This window comes from Paractinoplanes durhamensis (genome assembly GCF_016862175.1).
Lineage (GTDB): Bacteria > Actinomycetota > Actinomycetes > Mycobacteriales > Micromonosporaceae > Actinoplanes > Actinoplanes durhamensis.
In genome coordinates this window covers 1-14777 of the sequence record NZ_BOML01000094.1, presented here as the reverse complement: position 1 = coordinate 14777, position 14777 = coordinate 1, and the positions used below count along the sequence as shown (strand labels likewise).

The 14777-nt window shown below is 67.9% G+C and carries 15 protein-coding genes and 1 pseudogene; 10 read left to right on the top strand and 6 right to left on the bottom strand.

All coding sequences use genetic code 11. The features are described from left to right. Positions 1-19 precede the first annotated feature (19 nt). The 10 genes from Adu01nite_RS46165 (at position 20) to Adu01nite_RS46120 (ending at position 10374) form a co-directional block, all read left to right on the top strand. Positions 20-1432, top strand: coding sequence for an aldehyde dehydrogenase family protein (locus Adu01nite_RS46165; protein ID WP_239133217.1), 1413 nt, complete (start codon positions 20-22; stop codon positions 1430-1432). Further along, positions 1429-2466 carry an ABC transporter ATP-binding protein gene (locus Adu01nite_RS46160; protein ID WP_203735769.1) on the top strand — a complete coding sequence of 346 codons (1038 nt, stop codon included), beginning with the start codon at positions 1429-1431 and terminating at the stop codon, positions 2464-2466. Before Adu01nite_RS46165 ends, Adu01nite_RS46160 begins: the two co-directional genes overlap by 4 nt. Then, positions 2456-3652 (top strand): ABC transporter substrate-binding protein, encoded by a 1197-nt coding sequence (locus Adu01nite_RS46155; protein ID WP_203735768.1) that lies wholly within the window; start codon positions 2456-2458, stop codon positions 3650-3652. Before Adu01nite_RS46160 ends, Adu01nite_RS46155 begins: the two co-directional genes overlap by 11 nt. Before the next feature lie 55 nt (positions 3653-3707). Beyond that, complete coding sequence (locus tag Adu01nite_RS46150; RefSeq protein ID WP_239133216.1) at positions 3708-4511, top strand: ABC transporter permease; 804 nt, start codon at positions 3708-3710, stop codon at positions 4509-4511. Then, entirely contained in the window at positions 4508-5323 is an 816-nt protein-coding gene (locus Adu01nite_RS46145; RefSeq protein WP_203735766.1) for an ABC transporter permease, read from the top strand. Before Adu01nite_RS46150 ends, Adu01nite_RS46145 begins: the two co-directional genes overlap by 4 nt. A 34-nt stretch (positions 5324-5357) precedes the next feature. Further along, positions 5358-5957, top strand: coding sequence for a hypothetical protein (locus Adu01nite_RS46140; RefSeq protein WP_203735765.1), 600 nt, complete (start codon positions 5358-5360; stop codon positions 5955-5957). Between the two features lie 38 nt (positions 5958-5995). Next, complete coding sequence (locus Adu01nite_RS46135) at positions 5996-6274, top strand: type II toxin-antitoxin system Phd/YefM family antitoxin (protein WP_203735764.1); 279 nt, start codon at positions 5996-5998, stop codon at positions 6272-6274. Further along, the gene (locus Adu01nite_RS46130) at positions 6271-6681 is read left to right on the top strand and encodes a type II toxin-antitoxin system VapC family toxin (RefSeq protein ID WP_203735763.1); all 411 of its coding nucleotides are present in this window, start codon (positions 6271-6273) and stop codon (positions 6679-6681) included. Before Adu01nite_RS46135 ends, Adu01nite_RS46130 begins: the two co-directional genes overlap by 4 nt. 404 nt (positions 6682-7085) lie before the next feature. Beyond that, positions 7086-7337, top strand: coding sequence for a type B 50S ribosomal protein L31 (locus Adu01nite_RS46125; RefSeq protein ID WP_203735762.1), 252 nt, complete (start codon positions 7086-7088; stop codon positions 7335-7337). Between the two features lie 154 nt (positions 7338-7491). Beyond that, positions 7492-10374 carry a glycosyl hydrolase gene (locus Adu01nite_RS46120; protein WP_203735761.1) on the top strand — a complete coding sequence of 961 codons (2883 nt, stop codon included), beginning with the start codon at positions 7492-7494 and terminating at the stop codon, positions 10372-10374. Here Adu01nite_RS46120 and Adu01nite_RS46115 read toward each other — a convergent pair. From Adu01nite_RS46115 to Adu01nite_RS46090, 6 genes and pseudogenes are all read right to left on the bottom strand, one after another. After that, positions 10368-11036 carry a cupredoxin domain-containing protein gene (locus Adu01nite_RS46115; protein WP_203735760.1) on the bottom strand — a complete coding sequence of 223 codons (669 nt, stop codon included), beginning with the start codon at positions 11034-11036 and terminating at the stop codon, positions 10368-10370. The genes Adu01nite_RS46120 and Adu01nite_RS46115 overlap by 7 nt on opposite strands. Before the next feature lie 65 nt (positions 11037-11101). Further along, on the bottom strand, positions 11102-11953 hold the full coding sequence (focA, locus tag Adu01nite_RS46110) for a formate transporter FocA (RefSeq protein ID WP_203735759.1): 852 nt from the start codon (positions 11951-11953) through the stop codon (positions 11102-11104). Positions 11954-12021: 68 nt separating this feature from the next. Next, positions 12022-12576 (bottom strand): hypothetical protein, encoded by a 555-nt coding sequence (locus Adu01nite_RS46105; protein ID WP_239133219.1) that lies wholly within the window; start codon positions 12574-12576, stop codon positions 12022-12024. 12 nt (positions 12577-12588) lie between these two features. Then, positions 12589-12765, bottom strand: a pseudogene (locus Adu01nite_RS46100) (DNA-3-methyladenine glycosylase); the annotation flags it as partial. A gap of 434 nt (positions 12766-13199) precedes the next feature. Next, on the bottom strand, positions 13200-13745 hold the full coding sequence (locus Adu01nite_RS46095; protein ID WP_203735758.1) for an SMI1/KNR4 family protein: 546 nt from the start codon (positions 13743-13745) through the stop codon (positions 13200-13202). A gap of 70 nt (positions 13746-13815) precedes the next feature. After that, positions 13816-14777, bottom strand: a 962-nt coding sequence (locus Adu01nite_RS46090) for a YncE family protein (protein WP_203735757.1), incomplete at its 5' end; no start/stop codon positions are given.

The window sequence follows — 14777 nt, the reverse complement described above, 5'->3', positions numbered from 1 at the left end:
GACCCGGGAGGTCTCCTTGATGCAGGTGCCGGCCCGGATCGGTGGGCGCCCGGTGAGCGCCGACGAGTGGATCGAGGTGCTCAGCCCGTTCGACGGGACACCGGTCGCGCGCGTGCCGGCCCTCGGTGCCGAACACGTCGCCGAAGCGGTGGCGGCTGCTTCGGCGGCCCTCGCCCGCAACGACTTCCCGCAGTACCGCCGGGCCGAGGTCCTCGAACGCGCCGCCGAGTTGCTGGCCGAGCGCACCGAGGAGTTCGCGGTCACCATCGCCCGCGAGGCCGGCAAGCCGATCCGGGACGCCCGCGCCGAGACCGCGCGCTGCGTCGACACGCTGCGGTTCTCCGCGGTCGAGGCGCGCAAGCTCGGCGGCGAGGTGATCCCGATGGACGCCTCGGCCAGCGGTGCCGGCCGGCTCGGGTTCGCGATGCGCCACCCGATCGGCGTGGTCGCCGCGATCTCGCCGTTCAACTTCCCGCTCAACCTGGTCGCGCACAAGCTGGGCCCGGCGGTGGCGGCCGGCTGCCCGGTGGTGCTCAAGCCGGCCGAGTTGACCCCGGTCTCCGCGATCCGGCTGGTCGACCTGCTGGTCGAGGCGGGGCTGCCGGCCGACTGGATCTCGGTGGTGACCGGCACCGGCCGGGACGCCGGGACGCCGCTGGCCACCCACCCCGACGTCGCGCTGGTCACCTTCACCGGCAGCGTCCCGGTCGGCCGGCGCATCCAGGACGCCGCGCCGCGCAAGCGGGTGCTGCTCGAGCTGGGCTCGAACGCGCCGGTGATCGTCGAACCGGACGCCGACCTCGACCGGGTGGTCGCCGGGATCCGGCAGGGCGGCTTCTCCTACGCCGGGCAGAGCTGCATCTCGACCCAGCGCGTCCTGGTCCATGTGGACATCTACGACAAGCTGCTGCACGAGATCCGGACCGCGGTCGGCACCCTGCGGGTCGGCGATCCGCTCGACGAGGACACCGAGGTCGGGCCGCTCATCTCGGAGGCGGCCGCGATCCGGGTCGAGGAGTGGCTGGCGGCGGCGCGGGACGCGGGGGCCGAGGTCAGCGGCGGCGAGCGGCACGGCACGACCATCACCCCGGCGGTGGTCGCCGATCCGCCCCGCGACCTGGCAGTTTATCGCGGCGAGGTGTTCGGCCCGGTGGTGACAGTTACGCCGTACACAAATCTGGAAGAAGCGATCGTCCTGGCCAATGACAGCGATTTCGGCCTTCAGGCCGGGGTTTTCACGGCGAATCTCGCCGCCGCGCTGAAGGCGGCGCGGGAGCTGGACTTCGGCGGGGTGCTGATCAATCAGGTGCCGACCTTCCGGGTTGATCAGCAGCCGTACGGCGGGCTTCGCGACGCCGGAAACACCAGGGAAGGACCGGCGTACGCCGTCCAGGAGATGACCGAACTGCGATTCGTGATGGTGAGCGCATGAGTGAGAGCACGCCCGCAATCAGATTGACCGGGCTGCGGAAGTCCTTCGGAGCGGTCGATGCCGTCGCCGGGATCGACCTTTCCATCGAGGACGGTGAGTTCTTCTCGATGCTCGGGCCGTCCGGGTCGGGCAAGACCACCGTGCTGCGGATGATCGCCGGTTTCGAGCTGCCGTCCGCCGGCACGGTCGAACTCGGCGGGCGGGACGTCACCAAGCTCGCCCCGTTCGAGCGGGACGTCAACACGGTCTTCCAGGACTACGCGCTGTTCCCGCACATGTCGGTGCTGGAGAACGTCGAGTACGGCCTCAAGGTGCGCAAGGTGTCCCGCAAGGAACGCCGGGAACGTGCTCTCGCCGCGCTCGCCTCGGTGCGGCTCGAAGGCTTCGAGACGCGCAAGCCGGCCGCCATGTCCGGTGGGCAGCGGCAGCGGGTGGCGCTGGCCCGGGCCCTGGTCAACCGGCCCAAGGTGCTGCTGCTCGACGAGCCGCTCGGCGCCCTCGACCTCAAGCTGCGCGAGCAGATGCAGGTCGAGCTGAAGCAGATCCAGCGGGACGTCGGGATCACGTTCGTCTTCGTCACCCACGACCAGGACGAGGCGCTGACCATGAGCGACCGGGTCGCGGTCTTCGACACCGGGCGGATCGCCCAGGTCGGGACGCCCTCGGATGTCTATGAGAGCCCGGCGACCGCGTTCGTCGCCGGATTCGTCGGCACGTCGAACCTGCTGACCGGGTCGGTGGCGGAATCTCTTGTCGGAAAAAAGGGGACATTTTCGGTTCGGCCGGAGAAGATCGCCCTCGCCGAAGAGGGCGTTCCGGGCACGGTCGCCGAGGTGATCTACGCCGGGCCGGTGACCCGCTACGTCGTCGACCTCGACGCCGGCGTGCGGGTCACCGTCGTCGAACAGAACCAGCGCACCGGGACCGCGGCGCTGGCCTCACTGCGGGGGAAGCCGGTCCATCTGAGCTGGCATTCCGAGCACGTCATCGAAATCCCCTCTTCCTCATCGAAGGAGAACGCAGATGCGGCATAGGTTCTTTTTGGCAGCTCTCTCGGCCGGCGTGCTCGTGCTCGCCGGCTGCGGTGGCGGCGACTCCGGGAGCACCGGTTCCGGGCCGGGCGGCCTGAGCGTCCCGAAGATCGACAAGCTGGCTTCCCTCGGTGCGGGGGAGGGCGAGGTCAACATCGTCTCGTGGGCCGGCTACGTCGAGGACGGCTCCACCGACAAGACCGTCGACTGGGTCTCCGACTTCACCAAGGAGACCGGCTGCAAGGTCAACAACAAGGTGGCGGCCACCTCGGACGAGATGGTCACGCTGATGAAGACCGGCGAGTACGACGTGGTCTCCGCCTCCGGTGACGCGTCGCTGCGGCTCATCTACGGCGGTGACGTCGCCCCGGTCAACACCGATCTGATCGCGAACTACAAGGACGTCTTCGACGGCCTGAAGAACAAGCAGTGGAACTCGGTCGACAGCGTGGCCTACGGCATCCCGCACGGCCGCGGCGCCAACCTGCTGATGTACCGCACCGACGTGGTCAAGGAAGCGCCCACCTCGTGGGGTGCGGTCTTCGACGCGAACTCGCCGTACAAGGGCAAGATCACCGCGTACGACTCGCCGATCTACATCGCCGACGCGGCTCTCTACCTGATGAAGACCAAGCCCGAGCTCAACATCAAGAATCCGTACGCGCTGGACGACACCCAGTTCAAGGCGGCGACCGATCTGCTCACCCAGCAGAACGAGCTGATCGGCGAGTACTGGTCGGATTACACCAAGGAGGTGCAGGCCTTCAAGGCCGGCAACTCGGTGCTCGGCACCACCTGGCAGATCATCGCCAACCTGGCCGAGGCGGACAAGGCGCCGGTCAAGGCGATCCTGCCGACCGAGGGCGCGACCGGCTGGTCCGACACCTGGATGATCTCGGCCAAGGCCAAGCACCCGAACTGCGGCTACCTCTGGATGAACCACATCATCTCGCCGAAGGCCAACGCGGCCGTCGCCGAGTGGTTCGGTGAGGCGCCGGCCAACAAGCTGGCCTGCGCGCAGACCGCGGACAAGAACTTCTGCACCACGTTCCACGCCGACGACGAGGCCTACTTCCAGAACGTCTGGTACTGGACCACCCCGATCGCCCGGTGCCTGGACGGCCGGACCGACGTGACCTGCAAGGACTACTCGGCCTGGACCCAGGCCTGGACGACGATCAAGGGATAATGTGTCCACTCTTGGGTCCTTTTTCCACCGCCACCCACGGCTGAGGCTCGCCGGGTTGCTCTCGGCGCCTCTGCTGTGGTTGGTGGTGGCCTACCTCGGCGCGCTCGCCGTGCTGCTGGTCTCCGCCTTCTGGACGGTCAACAGCTTCACCGGCCAGGTCGTCAAGCAGTTCACCGTGGCCAACTTCCGGACCATCCTGACCGAGGAGGTCTACCGCAACGTCACGTTGCGCAGCCTCGGGGTGGCTGCGGCGGTGACGGTGATCTGCGTGGTCCTGGCCGTGCCGATGGCGTTCTACATGGCCAAGGTCGCCTCGCCGCGGTCGCGCAAGTGGCTGGTCATCGCCATCCTCACCCCACTGTGGGCGTCGTACCTGGTCAAGGCGTACGCGTGGCGGATCCTGCTGGCCAACGGCGGCCCGGTCGACTGGCTGCTCGGCGGACCCGGCAACGGACCCGGCTACGGCCTGTTCGCGGTGATCCTGGTGCTGTCGTACCTCTGGCTGCCGTACATGATCCTGCCGATCTACGCCGGTCTCGAACGGCTGCCCGACTCGATGCTGGAGGCGTCGGCCGACCTCGGCGCCCGGGCCGGCCGCACGTTCCGGCAGATCGTGCTGCCGATCCTGATCCCGTCGGTCTTCGCCGGCTCGATCTTCACGTTCTCGCTGTCGCTCGGCGACTACATCACCGTGCAGATCGTCGGCGGCAAGAACCAGCTGATCGGCAACCTGGTCTACGCGAACATCGGCGCCGCCAACAACCTGCCGTTCGCCGCCGCGATCGCCACCGTCCCGGTCGTGGTCATGGTCATCTACCTGATCGCGGTCCGCCGCTCGGGCGCGTTGGAGGAGCTGTGACGCTGTCGGGGTTCTCGCGATGGGCGCTGCGCGCGTTCATGGCGCTCGGGCTGCTGTTCATCTACGTGCCGCTGATGCTGGTGCTGGTCAACTCGTTCAACGGCGACCGCACCTTCGCCTGGCCGCCGCACGACTTCACCACCCGCTGGTGGTCGGCGGCCTGGGCCAACGACGGCGCCCGGGCCGCGCTGCTGACCTCGGTGAAGGCGGGCCTCGGCGCCACCGCGATCGCGCTGATCCTGGGCACGATGGTGGCGTTCGCGGTGCAGCGCTTCAAGTTCTTCGGCCGGGACACCCTGTCGCTGCTGATCGTGCTGCCGATCGCGCTGCCCGGCATCGTCACCGGCATCGCGCTGGACAGCGCCTGGCGCTCGGTGATCGAGCCGCTCGGCATCGGCAAGGGCCTGTTCTCGGTGATCGTCGGCCACGCCACGTTCTGCGTGGTGACGATCTACAACAACGTGCTGGCCCGGCTGCGCCGGACCGGGGTTTCGCTGGAAGACGCATCGGCCGACCTGGGTGCTTCCCCCGGCCAGACCTTCCGGTACGTGACGTTCCCGCTGATCCGCTCGGCACTGCTGGCCGGTGGCCTGCTGTCGTTCGCGCTGTCGTTCGACGAGATCATCGTGACCACCTTCACGGCCGGCCCCGGCGTCACCACCCTGCCGATCTGGATCTTCAACAACCTGTTCCGTCCCAACCAGGCCCCGGTCGTCAACGTGGTGGCCGCGATCCTGGTGGTGCTGTCGGTGCTCCCGGTGTGGTTCGCCCAGCGCCTGGCCGGCCCGGACGCGGGCGCCAGCCGAACCTGACATCTTCGGCCTGATCTTTTGCGAGACTGTGGGGATGGCCGTCAGCTGGTGCTTCGATGGCGATGACCTGCTCTGCGGCGTCGGCGCGAGCTGGGCCGAGTTCGCGCTGGCCAACGACGGCGACGGCTGCGTACCCCCACTGCTCGGCCAGGGCCTGGACGCGTTCGTCAGCAGCCCCGAGCTGGTCGTGGTGTGGCAGACGATCTTCGACCTGACCCGCCGCGACCACGGCCGCCCGCTGACCCTGACCTACCGCTGCGACGCCCCCGGCGAGCGCCGGCTGATCAGGGCGACGGTCACCGGCGACGCGTACCACCAGGTCGAGATCGTCAGCTCGGTGTCCCGCCGCGGGCCCCGCCCGCCGATCCCGCTGCTCGACCCGGCCCCGGCCGTCCGCCGCAGTGGCGAGATGGTCCGGATGTGCGCGTGGTGCGCCCGGGTCGACGCCGACGGCTGGGTGGATGTCGAGGAGGCATGCCGCAGGCTGGGCCTGCTGGAGTCCGAGGCGGCCCTGCTGCCGGGCGTGACCCACGGCATCTGCGACGACTGTCGAGGCACCCTCATCGGCGACCTGGATCTGCCCCCAGGCCTCGACCCCCACCACCGCCACCACATCATCTCCAGCGCCGGCTGACCTGGCGGTTATAGAACATTATGTTCTACGCTGGTGTCATGGACACCATCGGCGTGCGGGAGTTGAACCAGAACACGAGCCAAGTGCTGGCTCGGGTGACGGCCGGCGAGACGGTCGAGATCACCGATCGAGGGCATCCGATCGCCCGGCTCGTTCCGGTCGGTGACGACCAGTCGACCCTTGCGCGGCTGGTGGCGGCGGGACGCGCGATCCCTCCGGCCGGGAGCGGTCCGGTCCCGCTTCCGCCAAAACTAGGTGACGACGTTGTAGACGTGGCAGCGACGGTCGCCGAGATGCGTGATGAGGAGCGCTGGTGATCTACCTCGATTCCGCCGCCGTCGTCAAGCTGGTGCGGCAGGAGGCGCACAGCGCCGACCTCGTCACCTGGCTCAACAACCACGACAAGGTGCCGCTGGTCTCCTCCGCTCTCGTCGAGGTGGAGGTACCGAGGGCGCTGCGCCGATCGGCCCCGCAGGCCTTGAGCGGCGTACCGGCGGCGGTCAGCCGGCTCTTTCGGATGGAGATCGACAGCACGATCCGGGCGACCGCGGCAGCGTTCACCGAGCCGATGTTGCGCAGTCTGGACGCGATCCATCTCGCTACCGCTCAGGTTCTCGCCAACGAGTCCGGCTCCGAACTCATCGCGTTCGTGACGTACGACCGGCGACTGCTCGAATGCGCCAAGATCGCCGGAATGCCGGTAGCGAGTCCCGGCCAGGACTGACCGTAACCCGGTCGCCGGGTGGCGGCTGTTGGACCATTCGGTGGTGGATAAGGGTGAGATCCGGCGGCTGGTGGAGGTTGACGCGACCGCGTGTGCGGGCTGCTCGCTTACTCCTTGCGGCGCGACCTCGTGCCGGCGCTCCGTAAGGTTCTGGATCACGCCGATCGCAAGTTCGCCGAGGATGCCCGCTACGCATCCGGGCCATCGGGGCCGGGAATCATCACCTCTTCGTCGACCGGGACGCCACCGGCAAGGTCCGGTGGACCGTCAATCCGGACGAGGATTATCCCTGGTGGCGGCGGTTGCTGAGGCGCTGAAGAGGGTGTCTGGCAAGACACATTCCGCGGCGAAATATCGATGTCGGCCGGCTGGTTGTGGCGGGTGATCACCTCTGGAGGTCTGCCATGAAGAACGGAATCCACCCCGGTTACCACGCCGTCGTCTACCGCGACCGGAACGCCGACTACGCGTTCCTGAGCCGTTCGACGGCCACCAGCACCAAGACGGTCGAGTGGACGGACGGCAACACCTACCCGGTTGTCGATGTGCAGATCTCGGACGCCAGCCACCCGTTCTGGACCGGTCGCAACCGCGTGCTCGACACCGCGGGGCGGATCGAGAAGTTCCGGGCCAAGTACGCCAAGTTCGCCAAGTAACCGTCAGTCGGCCGCTTCCCCGTCGGGAGGCGGCCGATTCACATTGCACACGAGCTGGAAACATTGACGAAACTAACTGTCACAACTTACTGTTTTCGATACGAGAGAGCGCTCTCACGGGCGGCTGCCGCGGGTCGGACTCAGTGGAGGCGTGATGGGATCAAGGGCCCTCGTTCTGGCATTTGCCGTTGCTGTCGTCGCCGGCCTCGGCGCGGTGGCCCTCAGCGGGCCGGCCGAAGCGGGCACGGTCGGGGCGGGCAGCTACACCGAGACCCTGCCGGCCGGTGGGAGCCTCCCGGTCGGCTGCGGCGACCTCGCCACCAACCCCCGCCAGTTCATGACCGCCAACGCGCCGGCCGGGCCGGTGCCCACCAACGACTGGTGGTCGTCGCTGGTCTTCAAGAAGTTCGACTGCGCCTACAGCGAGAACCTGCACGCGCACCCGATCAGCTACGACACGACCGCGGGCGGGCTCGGCTTCTCCTACAACACCACGCCGCAGATCAGTGGCTCGGCGACCGGGGTGGGCGAGTACCACTACATCTACTCCGAGGATTTCACCGCCGGGGTGGCCGGGCTCAACGCGCCGCGGACCCTCGTCGACGGCTGGACCGACTGGACCGTCACGCCGTACTGGAGTGACGGCACCCGGACCATGAAGGCGACCATCGGGCACGGCCTGCCGTTCGCGTACTTCCAGATCACCGGCGGCAACGCCCAGATCACCGCGAAGAGCACCCCGACGATCTGGTCCAACAGCGGTTCGCGGATCGGTTACTCGGTCGCCGGCAAGGACTACGTCGCGTACGCGCCGACCGGTGCCACCTGGACGGTCAGCGGCACGGTGATCACGTCCACCCTGGCCGGCAAGGGCTACTTCTCGATCGCCGTGCTGCCCACCGGCGTCGCGGACAAGGTCGCGCTGGCCGACAGCTACGGCGCGTACGCGCACAACCATGTCATCGGCACCCGGGTGTCCTACGCGTACGACCAGGCGAGCAGCCGGGTCACCACGACGTACGCCTACACCACCACTGCCCGCGAGGGCTCCGGCACCGGCACCGTGATCGGCCTCTACCCGCACCAGTGGCGGGCGCTGACCGGGGCGACGCCGATCGCACCGACCTACGTGACCGCCCGCGGCGCGATGAAGATCCTGGTCGGCGCCTCGTCCTACACCACGTCGGCGGTCTTCGACGGCGTGCTCCCCGAGGTGCCCGCGGTCGCCACCGGCACCGGCACCGACCTGACCACCCTCAACGGCTACCTCGACCAGGTCAAGGACAACCCGGTCAACGTGCTCGGCAACGACACCTACTGGACCGGCAAGGCGCTCGGCGCCGGCGCCCGGATCGCCGAGATCGCCGACCAGCTCGGCCGCACCGACGTGCGGGACACGGCGCTGACGGCCATCCGCGCCAAGCTGACCGACTGGTTCACGGCCACCCCGGGCAAGGCGGAGAAGCTGTTCTACTACGACAAGAACTGGGGCACGCTGATCGGCTACCCGGCGTCGTACGGGTCGGATGCCGAGCTCAACGACCACCACTTCCACTACGGCTACTTCATCGCGGCGGCCGCGACGCTGGCCAAGTTCGACCCGTCCTGGGCCACCACCGCGCAGTACGGCGGGATGGTCGACCTGCTGATCCGCGACGCCAACAACTACGACCGTGGCGACAACCGGTTCCCGTACCTCCGAGATTTCGATATTTATGCCGGGCATGACTGGGCGGCCGGGCACGGCGCGTTCTTCGCCGGCAACAACCAGGAGTCCTCGTCGGAGGGGATGAACTTCGCCAACGGCCTGATCCAGTGGGGGCAGGCGACCGGCAACACCGCGATCCGGGATGCCGGCATCTTCATCTGGACCACCCAGTCGGCCGCGATCAACGAGTACTGGTTCGACACCCACGACGAGAACTTCCCGGCGGCGTTCGGCCATCAGACGGTCGGCATGGTCTGGGGTGACGGCGGCGCGTACTCGACCTGGTTCGCCTCGGCGCCGGAGCAGATCCACGGCATCAACATGCTGCCGGTCACCGGCGGGCACTTCTACCTGGGCAACGACCCGGCGTACGTCAAGCGCAACTACGCCGAGATGGTCACCAACGCGGGGCACGAGCCGGCGCTCTGGCAGGACATCGCCTGGCAGTATCTGGCGCTCGGCGACGGGGACGCGGCGCTGGCCAAGCTCCGGGCCAACCCCGGCTACACCCCCGAGGAGGGGGAGACCAGGGCGCATACGTTCCACTGGATTCGTAACCTCGCTGCGCTCGGCACGACCGATCGCACGGTCACCGCGAACCATCCGCTGGCCCGGGTGTTCAGCAAGAACGGAGCTAGGACGTACGTCGTAGCCAACATCACCGATGCCGCGCTGACCGTGACGTTCTCGGACGGCAAGGTGGTGGCGGCCCCGGCCGGGCGGACGGTCGCCACCGGCGCGACAAGCTTCTCGGGCGGCAACGCGACCGGCGGCGGGATAAATCCGACAAGTCCGACTGTGAGTCCGACGACGAGCCCGACGCCGACAAGTAGCCCGACCACCACTCCGCCGACCGGTGGAAACCCTGTCCGCTACCTCCAGACCGGCGGCGTACTGGCCGATGCCGCCGGCAGCGCCGGCACCGCGACCGTCGCCAAGGCCTCGGGCAGCAACGACAACCAGCCGCACTCACCGACCACGTTCACCGCGACCGGCCTCAACCTGACCTACCGCGCCGGCGCCGCGACCGCGTTCGGCATCGCGGTCGACGCCGGCACCTCGGTCGGCAACGCCACCCAGGTCCGCGTCTCCTACGACCTGACCGGCGACGGCACCTTCGACCGGGTCGAGACGTTCCGCTACTTCGCCACCGACCCGGTGACCGGCTGGGAGCGCTACACCGAGGCGGCCGGCCAGGTCACCACGACCGGAACCTTCGGCAACCTGACAAACGGCACCGTCAAGGTGGAGATCTGGAGTGCGATCGGCTCGGCGGCGAGCACGGTGTCGCTGGGCGCCCTCTCCACGGTGACCCTGCCGTATCAATAGACCGTGACCGTGACCTTCGCGGCGGGGTGCTGAAGGCTGGCGCAGACGTAGCGGCCCGGTTCGTCGATGGCGAGAATCTGTGTCTCGCCGGCGTCGAGCCGGGTGTGGTCCTTGTTGTTGCCGGGAGTGCAGCTCACCGACTGGGTGGCCCCCGACCGGTTGACCACGGCGAAATTCTCGGTGGCCTTGATCTTGGCGGTCGCGGGCGTGAATTTCTCGCCGTCGGTGATGGTGAGCGTCGGCTCGGGGGAGCCGCATCCGCTGTCCCCGGCGACGGTGAGACGCAGCACCGCGGCCCCGGTCTTCACCGTGAAGGTGCCGGCCTCGGGGAACTGGATGACCTGCCGCTCCTTGAGGTCGATGACGCTGGTGACCATCCCGGCATCCGGGGTGGTCACCAGCGGGTGCGCCGCGTTCGACTTGTTGGTGACCGCGAGGAACGCACCGCGCTGAATGGTCAGGCCGGCCGGACTGAAGGCGTATCCGGAGTTCCGGTCCACGATCGCGACCTTGGTGGCCTTGGTGCAGTCCGCGGTCGCCGAGCGGGCCGGCGCCGCTCCGGTCGTGGTGTCCCGCGGCGCACCGACAGGGGTTGCGGCCGGCGCGCAGCCCGCCAGCGCCACCACACAGCCGACAGCCAACAGACGTACAACTTTGCGCACCGTTGCCCCTTCCCTCTGGCTTTCGTTCGCCAGAGGGAACGGATCGCGGGCAGCCCTCGGATCAATCAGGAATGCCGGCGGAAGATCGTCCAGTAGAAGACGCCGATCATGATGCCACCGCCGATGATGTTGCCGAGGGTGACCGGGGCGAGGTTGTGCAGCAGGAAGTTCGACCAGGTCAGGTCGGCGAAGTCGGCCCGGTCGAGTCCGGCGCCGCGCCAGAAGCCGGCACCGGCGTGGTCCTTGATCAGCAGGCCGAGCGGGATCATGAACATGTTGGCCACCGAGTGCTCGAAGCCGGTGGCGACGAAGAGCGCGACCGGCATGGTGACGGCCAGGATCTTGTCGGTGGTGGTGCGGCCGGAGTAGGCGGCCCACACCGCCAGGCACACCATCAAATTGCACAGGATGCCGAGCGTGACGGCCTCGACGTAGGTGTGCTGGACCTTGGTGAGCGCGCTGTGCAGCACCACCCCGCCCCAGGCGCCGTTCGCGTTGTGCCAGACACCGCCGAGGTAGACGAGCGCCACCATGGTCAGCGCGCCGCCGAAGTTCGCGACGTAGACCACGCCCCAGTTCCGGAAGAGCTGCGCCCAGGTGATCCGCCCGCTGGCTCGCGCGGTCAGCGTCAGGGTCGAGGAGGTGAACAGCTCGGCGCCGGTCAGCACGACCAGCACGAGGCCGGTGGCGAAGACGATGCCGCCGATCACCTTCGCCCCGCCCGACCAGGAAAGACTCGCCGCCCCGACCTGGCTGGTGGTGTAGAAGACGAACCCGAGCGCGATGAAGGCGCCGCCGGTGAGCCCGAGCAGGAACGACTTCAGGGGCCGGCTGGTGGCCTTGCCGTACGCGGCATCCTCGGCCGCCTTGGCCATCTGCGCCGGGCTGAGCATGAACGGCTCGGAGATCGTGGACATGGTCGTGATCGTTTCAGGGCCGCCCCGGCCCGGCCCGGGTCCAACGAATCGGAAGTACGGGCCGAAAGTCACGCGAGCGGCAGGCCGGCCGACTGGGTGTGGGTCGGCTCGGGCGCGGCGTGGTGGGTGAGCACGGCCGCGGTCATGAACGTGCCGCCGACCGCGAGCGCGCCCAGGATGCCCAGCGAGATCTGCTGCTCGTGGTCGAGCTGCCGGTCGTAGTCGGCCTCGGTGATCACCGTGACCCGGCCGTTGTTCTCCACCACGTACTGCCCGTCGCGCTGCTCGGCGTTGCCGTCCAGCCCGGCGAAGGCGATCACGACGGCGAGCCAGAAGCCGAAGAAGATCACCCCGGCCAGCATGGCGGCCCAGTGCGGCACGTGCGGCGGCACCCACGAGGTCAGCGCCCAGCGCGCCCGGGGGCGGGTGGTGCGGTAACTCCAGCGGTTGCCGATCACGCCGGCGACGACGCCGGGGATAGCGAGCACGGCGGCGATGCCGACGGCGGCGGGCGTGGGCACGAGGCGTACGCCCGCGAGCAGCCCGGCGATCAGCACGGCCGCCCAGACCATGCCGGCGGAGCACATCGCGCTGCACACGACCAACAACCGATGCGGGATCATCAAGTCGAGACGCTAGCCGCCCGAGCGGCCGCGCGGGGCCGTTTCCCGCCGACGGGGGGTGTGCCGCCGGTAGGTGCTGACCGTCGGGTCGCCGGCCAGCCAGAACTGCCAGGGCACGTCGAGCGCGGAGGTGACCCCGACCCGCGGCCAGGCCTCGATGGTGCCGGGCGGCGCGAGCGGCGGAGCCAGCAGCGCCGAATCATGGTCGTCTTCACGGCTGAGAAGATGCACGCCCTGGGCTTCAGCGACCCACGATCGTCCCGTGACGCGCCCGTAGCGATCGGATCGCGGCAGATCCGGATACTCGCGCTGTTCCTGGGCTGCGGGTCTCGTACCCTTGATCGCGCCGGCGGGGTGCTGTACCCGCAACCGCCCGTCGGCGCACCACGTCGGAGCCCGTCGACGCGAGGGCCTCGCCCGGGTGACATGCGCTATCGGCGGCATGTGAGTTGCCAGGTGTCTGAACCCGGCACCTTCGCGTCGCTGCAGTCCTGGTCATAGCAGACCACCTGCGCGCTCTACGTTGCTCGAGCAGCCAGGGGAGAGTACTGCTGGTCGCCGCGCGGGGCACCTGGTATCGCGGTCTGGCGGGCGTCGACTTGGTCGCGGTGTACCGGGCCGGGTCACCGAGGCGGCAGCGCGGGTATCTCTGGCCAGTTGAGGGCGCCGTCGCTGACAGCGGCGCGGCGACCGTTGAGAGGTGCGGACTTCTCCAGAGCCTGACGAACTCGGCTAATCATCGATCCCAGCGAGGGTGATATCGGCTTCTCGTACATACCGTCGACGCCGTCGAAGAGCATTACTCGACCTGCTGGGGGCTTGTGGTCAATGATGATCATCTTGAGTCCGAGGTCGGTGGCGATTGGCACCCAGTGAGGATCCCAGAAATCGGGAGGGAAATCTTGAGTCTCCTCGTACATGAATGCGGATTCTTCGAATATGAAGTCGGTCCAGATTTGGAATGCCAGAGCCTTGTGCGTACAGCCGTCATGCCAGGAGAGCAGGGTCTGCAGGTCAGGGTGTAGGGGAAAGCCGTAGCGAGTGTTGAGGGCCGCGAGCTGTGCGTGGTCGAGGCCGGGTCGCAGCGTGCGATGGCTGGTTGGGGCATTTCGTTGGAGCCATCCGTCGATGGCGGTCAGGTCTTCCGTGAGCTCGTCAGTGCCGGTCATTCCACGAATGGTACTGAGCTGCCCGGCTCTCCGGCGGGTAAGCGCCAGGAGAGCCGGACCGCTTATCGGTTTAGGCTACTGTCTTGACTCCTCCGCGGTCGGCGACGTACAACCGGTTGCCGTCGGTATTGATGCCGGTGATGTCGACCAGACCGGCTCCGGCGATGGTGGTGCTGGTGCCGGCAGTTGCTCCCGATTTGGTAATGCGGACGAGGGTGGGGTAGGCGTTTCCGGGGCCGTACTGGGCGGCATAGAGATACCCGCCGACCGACAACAAAGCACTCGGGGCATTGCCGTTTATGTTGACGGGCCAGCTGTTGAGGAAGGCTCCAGTATCGGGGTTGATCTGGAACAAGGTGTCAGAATTTACCATCCAGATGTAGTTGTCGTCGGCGGCAACGGCCGCGAAGTAGCGCTGGTCTCCGCCGATGCGGGTGGAGACTCCGGAGTCGAGGTCGATTCTGTTGAAATATCCCCAGTAGTTGTCGACCACGTACATCCATTTTCCGGCGATGGACACTGACGCGGTGCGGGACGTGAAGTTGCCGTTCAGTGCCAGCATGGTGACGGCATGAGTGCCGGGATCGATGCGGCGGATGCCGCACACGTCGGTGGCGTAGACAAATCTTCCGTCCGAGCCGACAACCCGCAACGGCGTGGTCGACGAAGTGTTGAAGATGACGTTCGTTCCACTCTGGCATGAGCTGACCGAGGTCGCCGACTGGCCGGCCACCGGAGATACCTCGCCAGTGGCGTTGTCTACCCGCACAATCCGGGTGCCGTCTGCGGCAAAGCTGGCGCCTCCCAAAACTGCAACACCATTCGCTGCGCCTATTTCGGGGGCGGTGGCTAGCGTCGATACGGACCCGCTACTGATCACAGGAGTTGTGGCGGCAGGTGGGTAGAGGAACGCGCGAATGCTCGTGACGCTCTTGATACTGCTGCGGTCGGCGACATACAGCAGAGTGCCATCGGTGACGATGCCGCTGATGTCCGTTATTCCGGCCGGGGTGATGAGGGTGCTATCTTTCG

Coding starts and splice junctions, on each gene's coding strand:
- Adu01nite_RS46160 (WP_203735769.1), top strand. CDS start 1,429: ATGAGTGAGAGCACGCCCGCAATCAGATTGACCGGGCTGCGGAAGTCC.
- Adu01nite_RS46095 (WP_203735758.1), bottom strand. CDS start 13,745: ATGACCGGCACTGACGAGCTCACGGAAGACCTGACCGCCATCGACGGA.
- Adu01nite_RS46155 (WP_203735768.1), top strand. CDS start 2,456: ATGCGGCATAGGTTCTTTTTGGCAGCTCTCTCGGCCGGCGTGCTCGTG.
- Adu01nite_RS46165 (WP_239133217.1), top strand. CDS start 20: ATGCAGGTGCCGGCCCGGATCGGTGGGCGCCCGGTGAGCGCCGACGAG.
- Adu01nite_RS46125 (WP_203735762.1), top strand. CDS start 7,086: ATGAAGAACGGAATCCACCCCGGTTACCACGCCGTCGTCTACCGCGAC.
- Adu01nite_RS46120 (WP_203735761.1), top strand. CDS start 7,492: ATGGGATCAAGGGCCCTCGTTCTGGCATTTGCCGTTGCTGTCGTCGCC.
- Adu01nite_RS46135 (WP_203735764.1), top strand. CDS start 5,996: ATGGACACCATCGGCGTGCGGGAGTTGAACCAGAACACGAGCCAAGTG.
- focA (WP_203735759.1), bottom strand. CDS start 11,953: ATGTCCACGATCTCCGAGCCGTTCATGCTCAGCCCGGCGCAGATGGCC.
- Adu01nite_RS46140 (WP_203735765.1), top strand. CDS start 5,358: ATGGCCGTCAGCTGGTGCTTCGATGGCGATGACCTGCTCTGCGGCGTC.
- Adu01nite_RS46105 (WP_239133219.1), bottom strand. CDS start 12,576: ATGATCCCGCATCGGTTGTTGGTCGTGTGCAGCGCGATGTGCTCCGCC.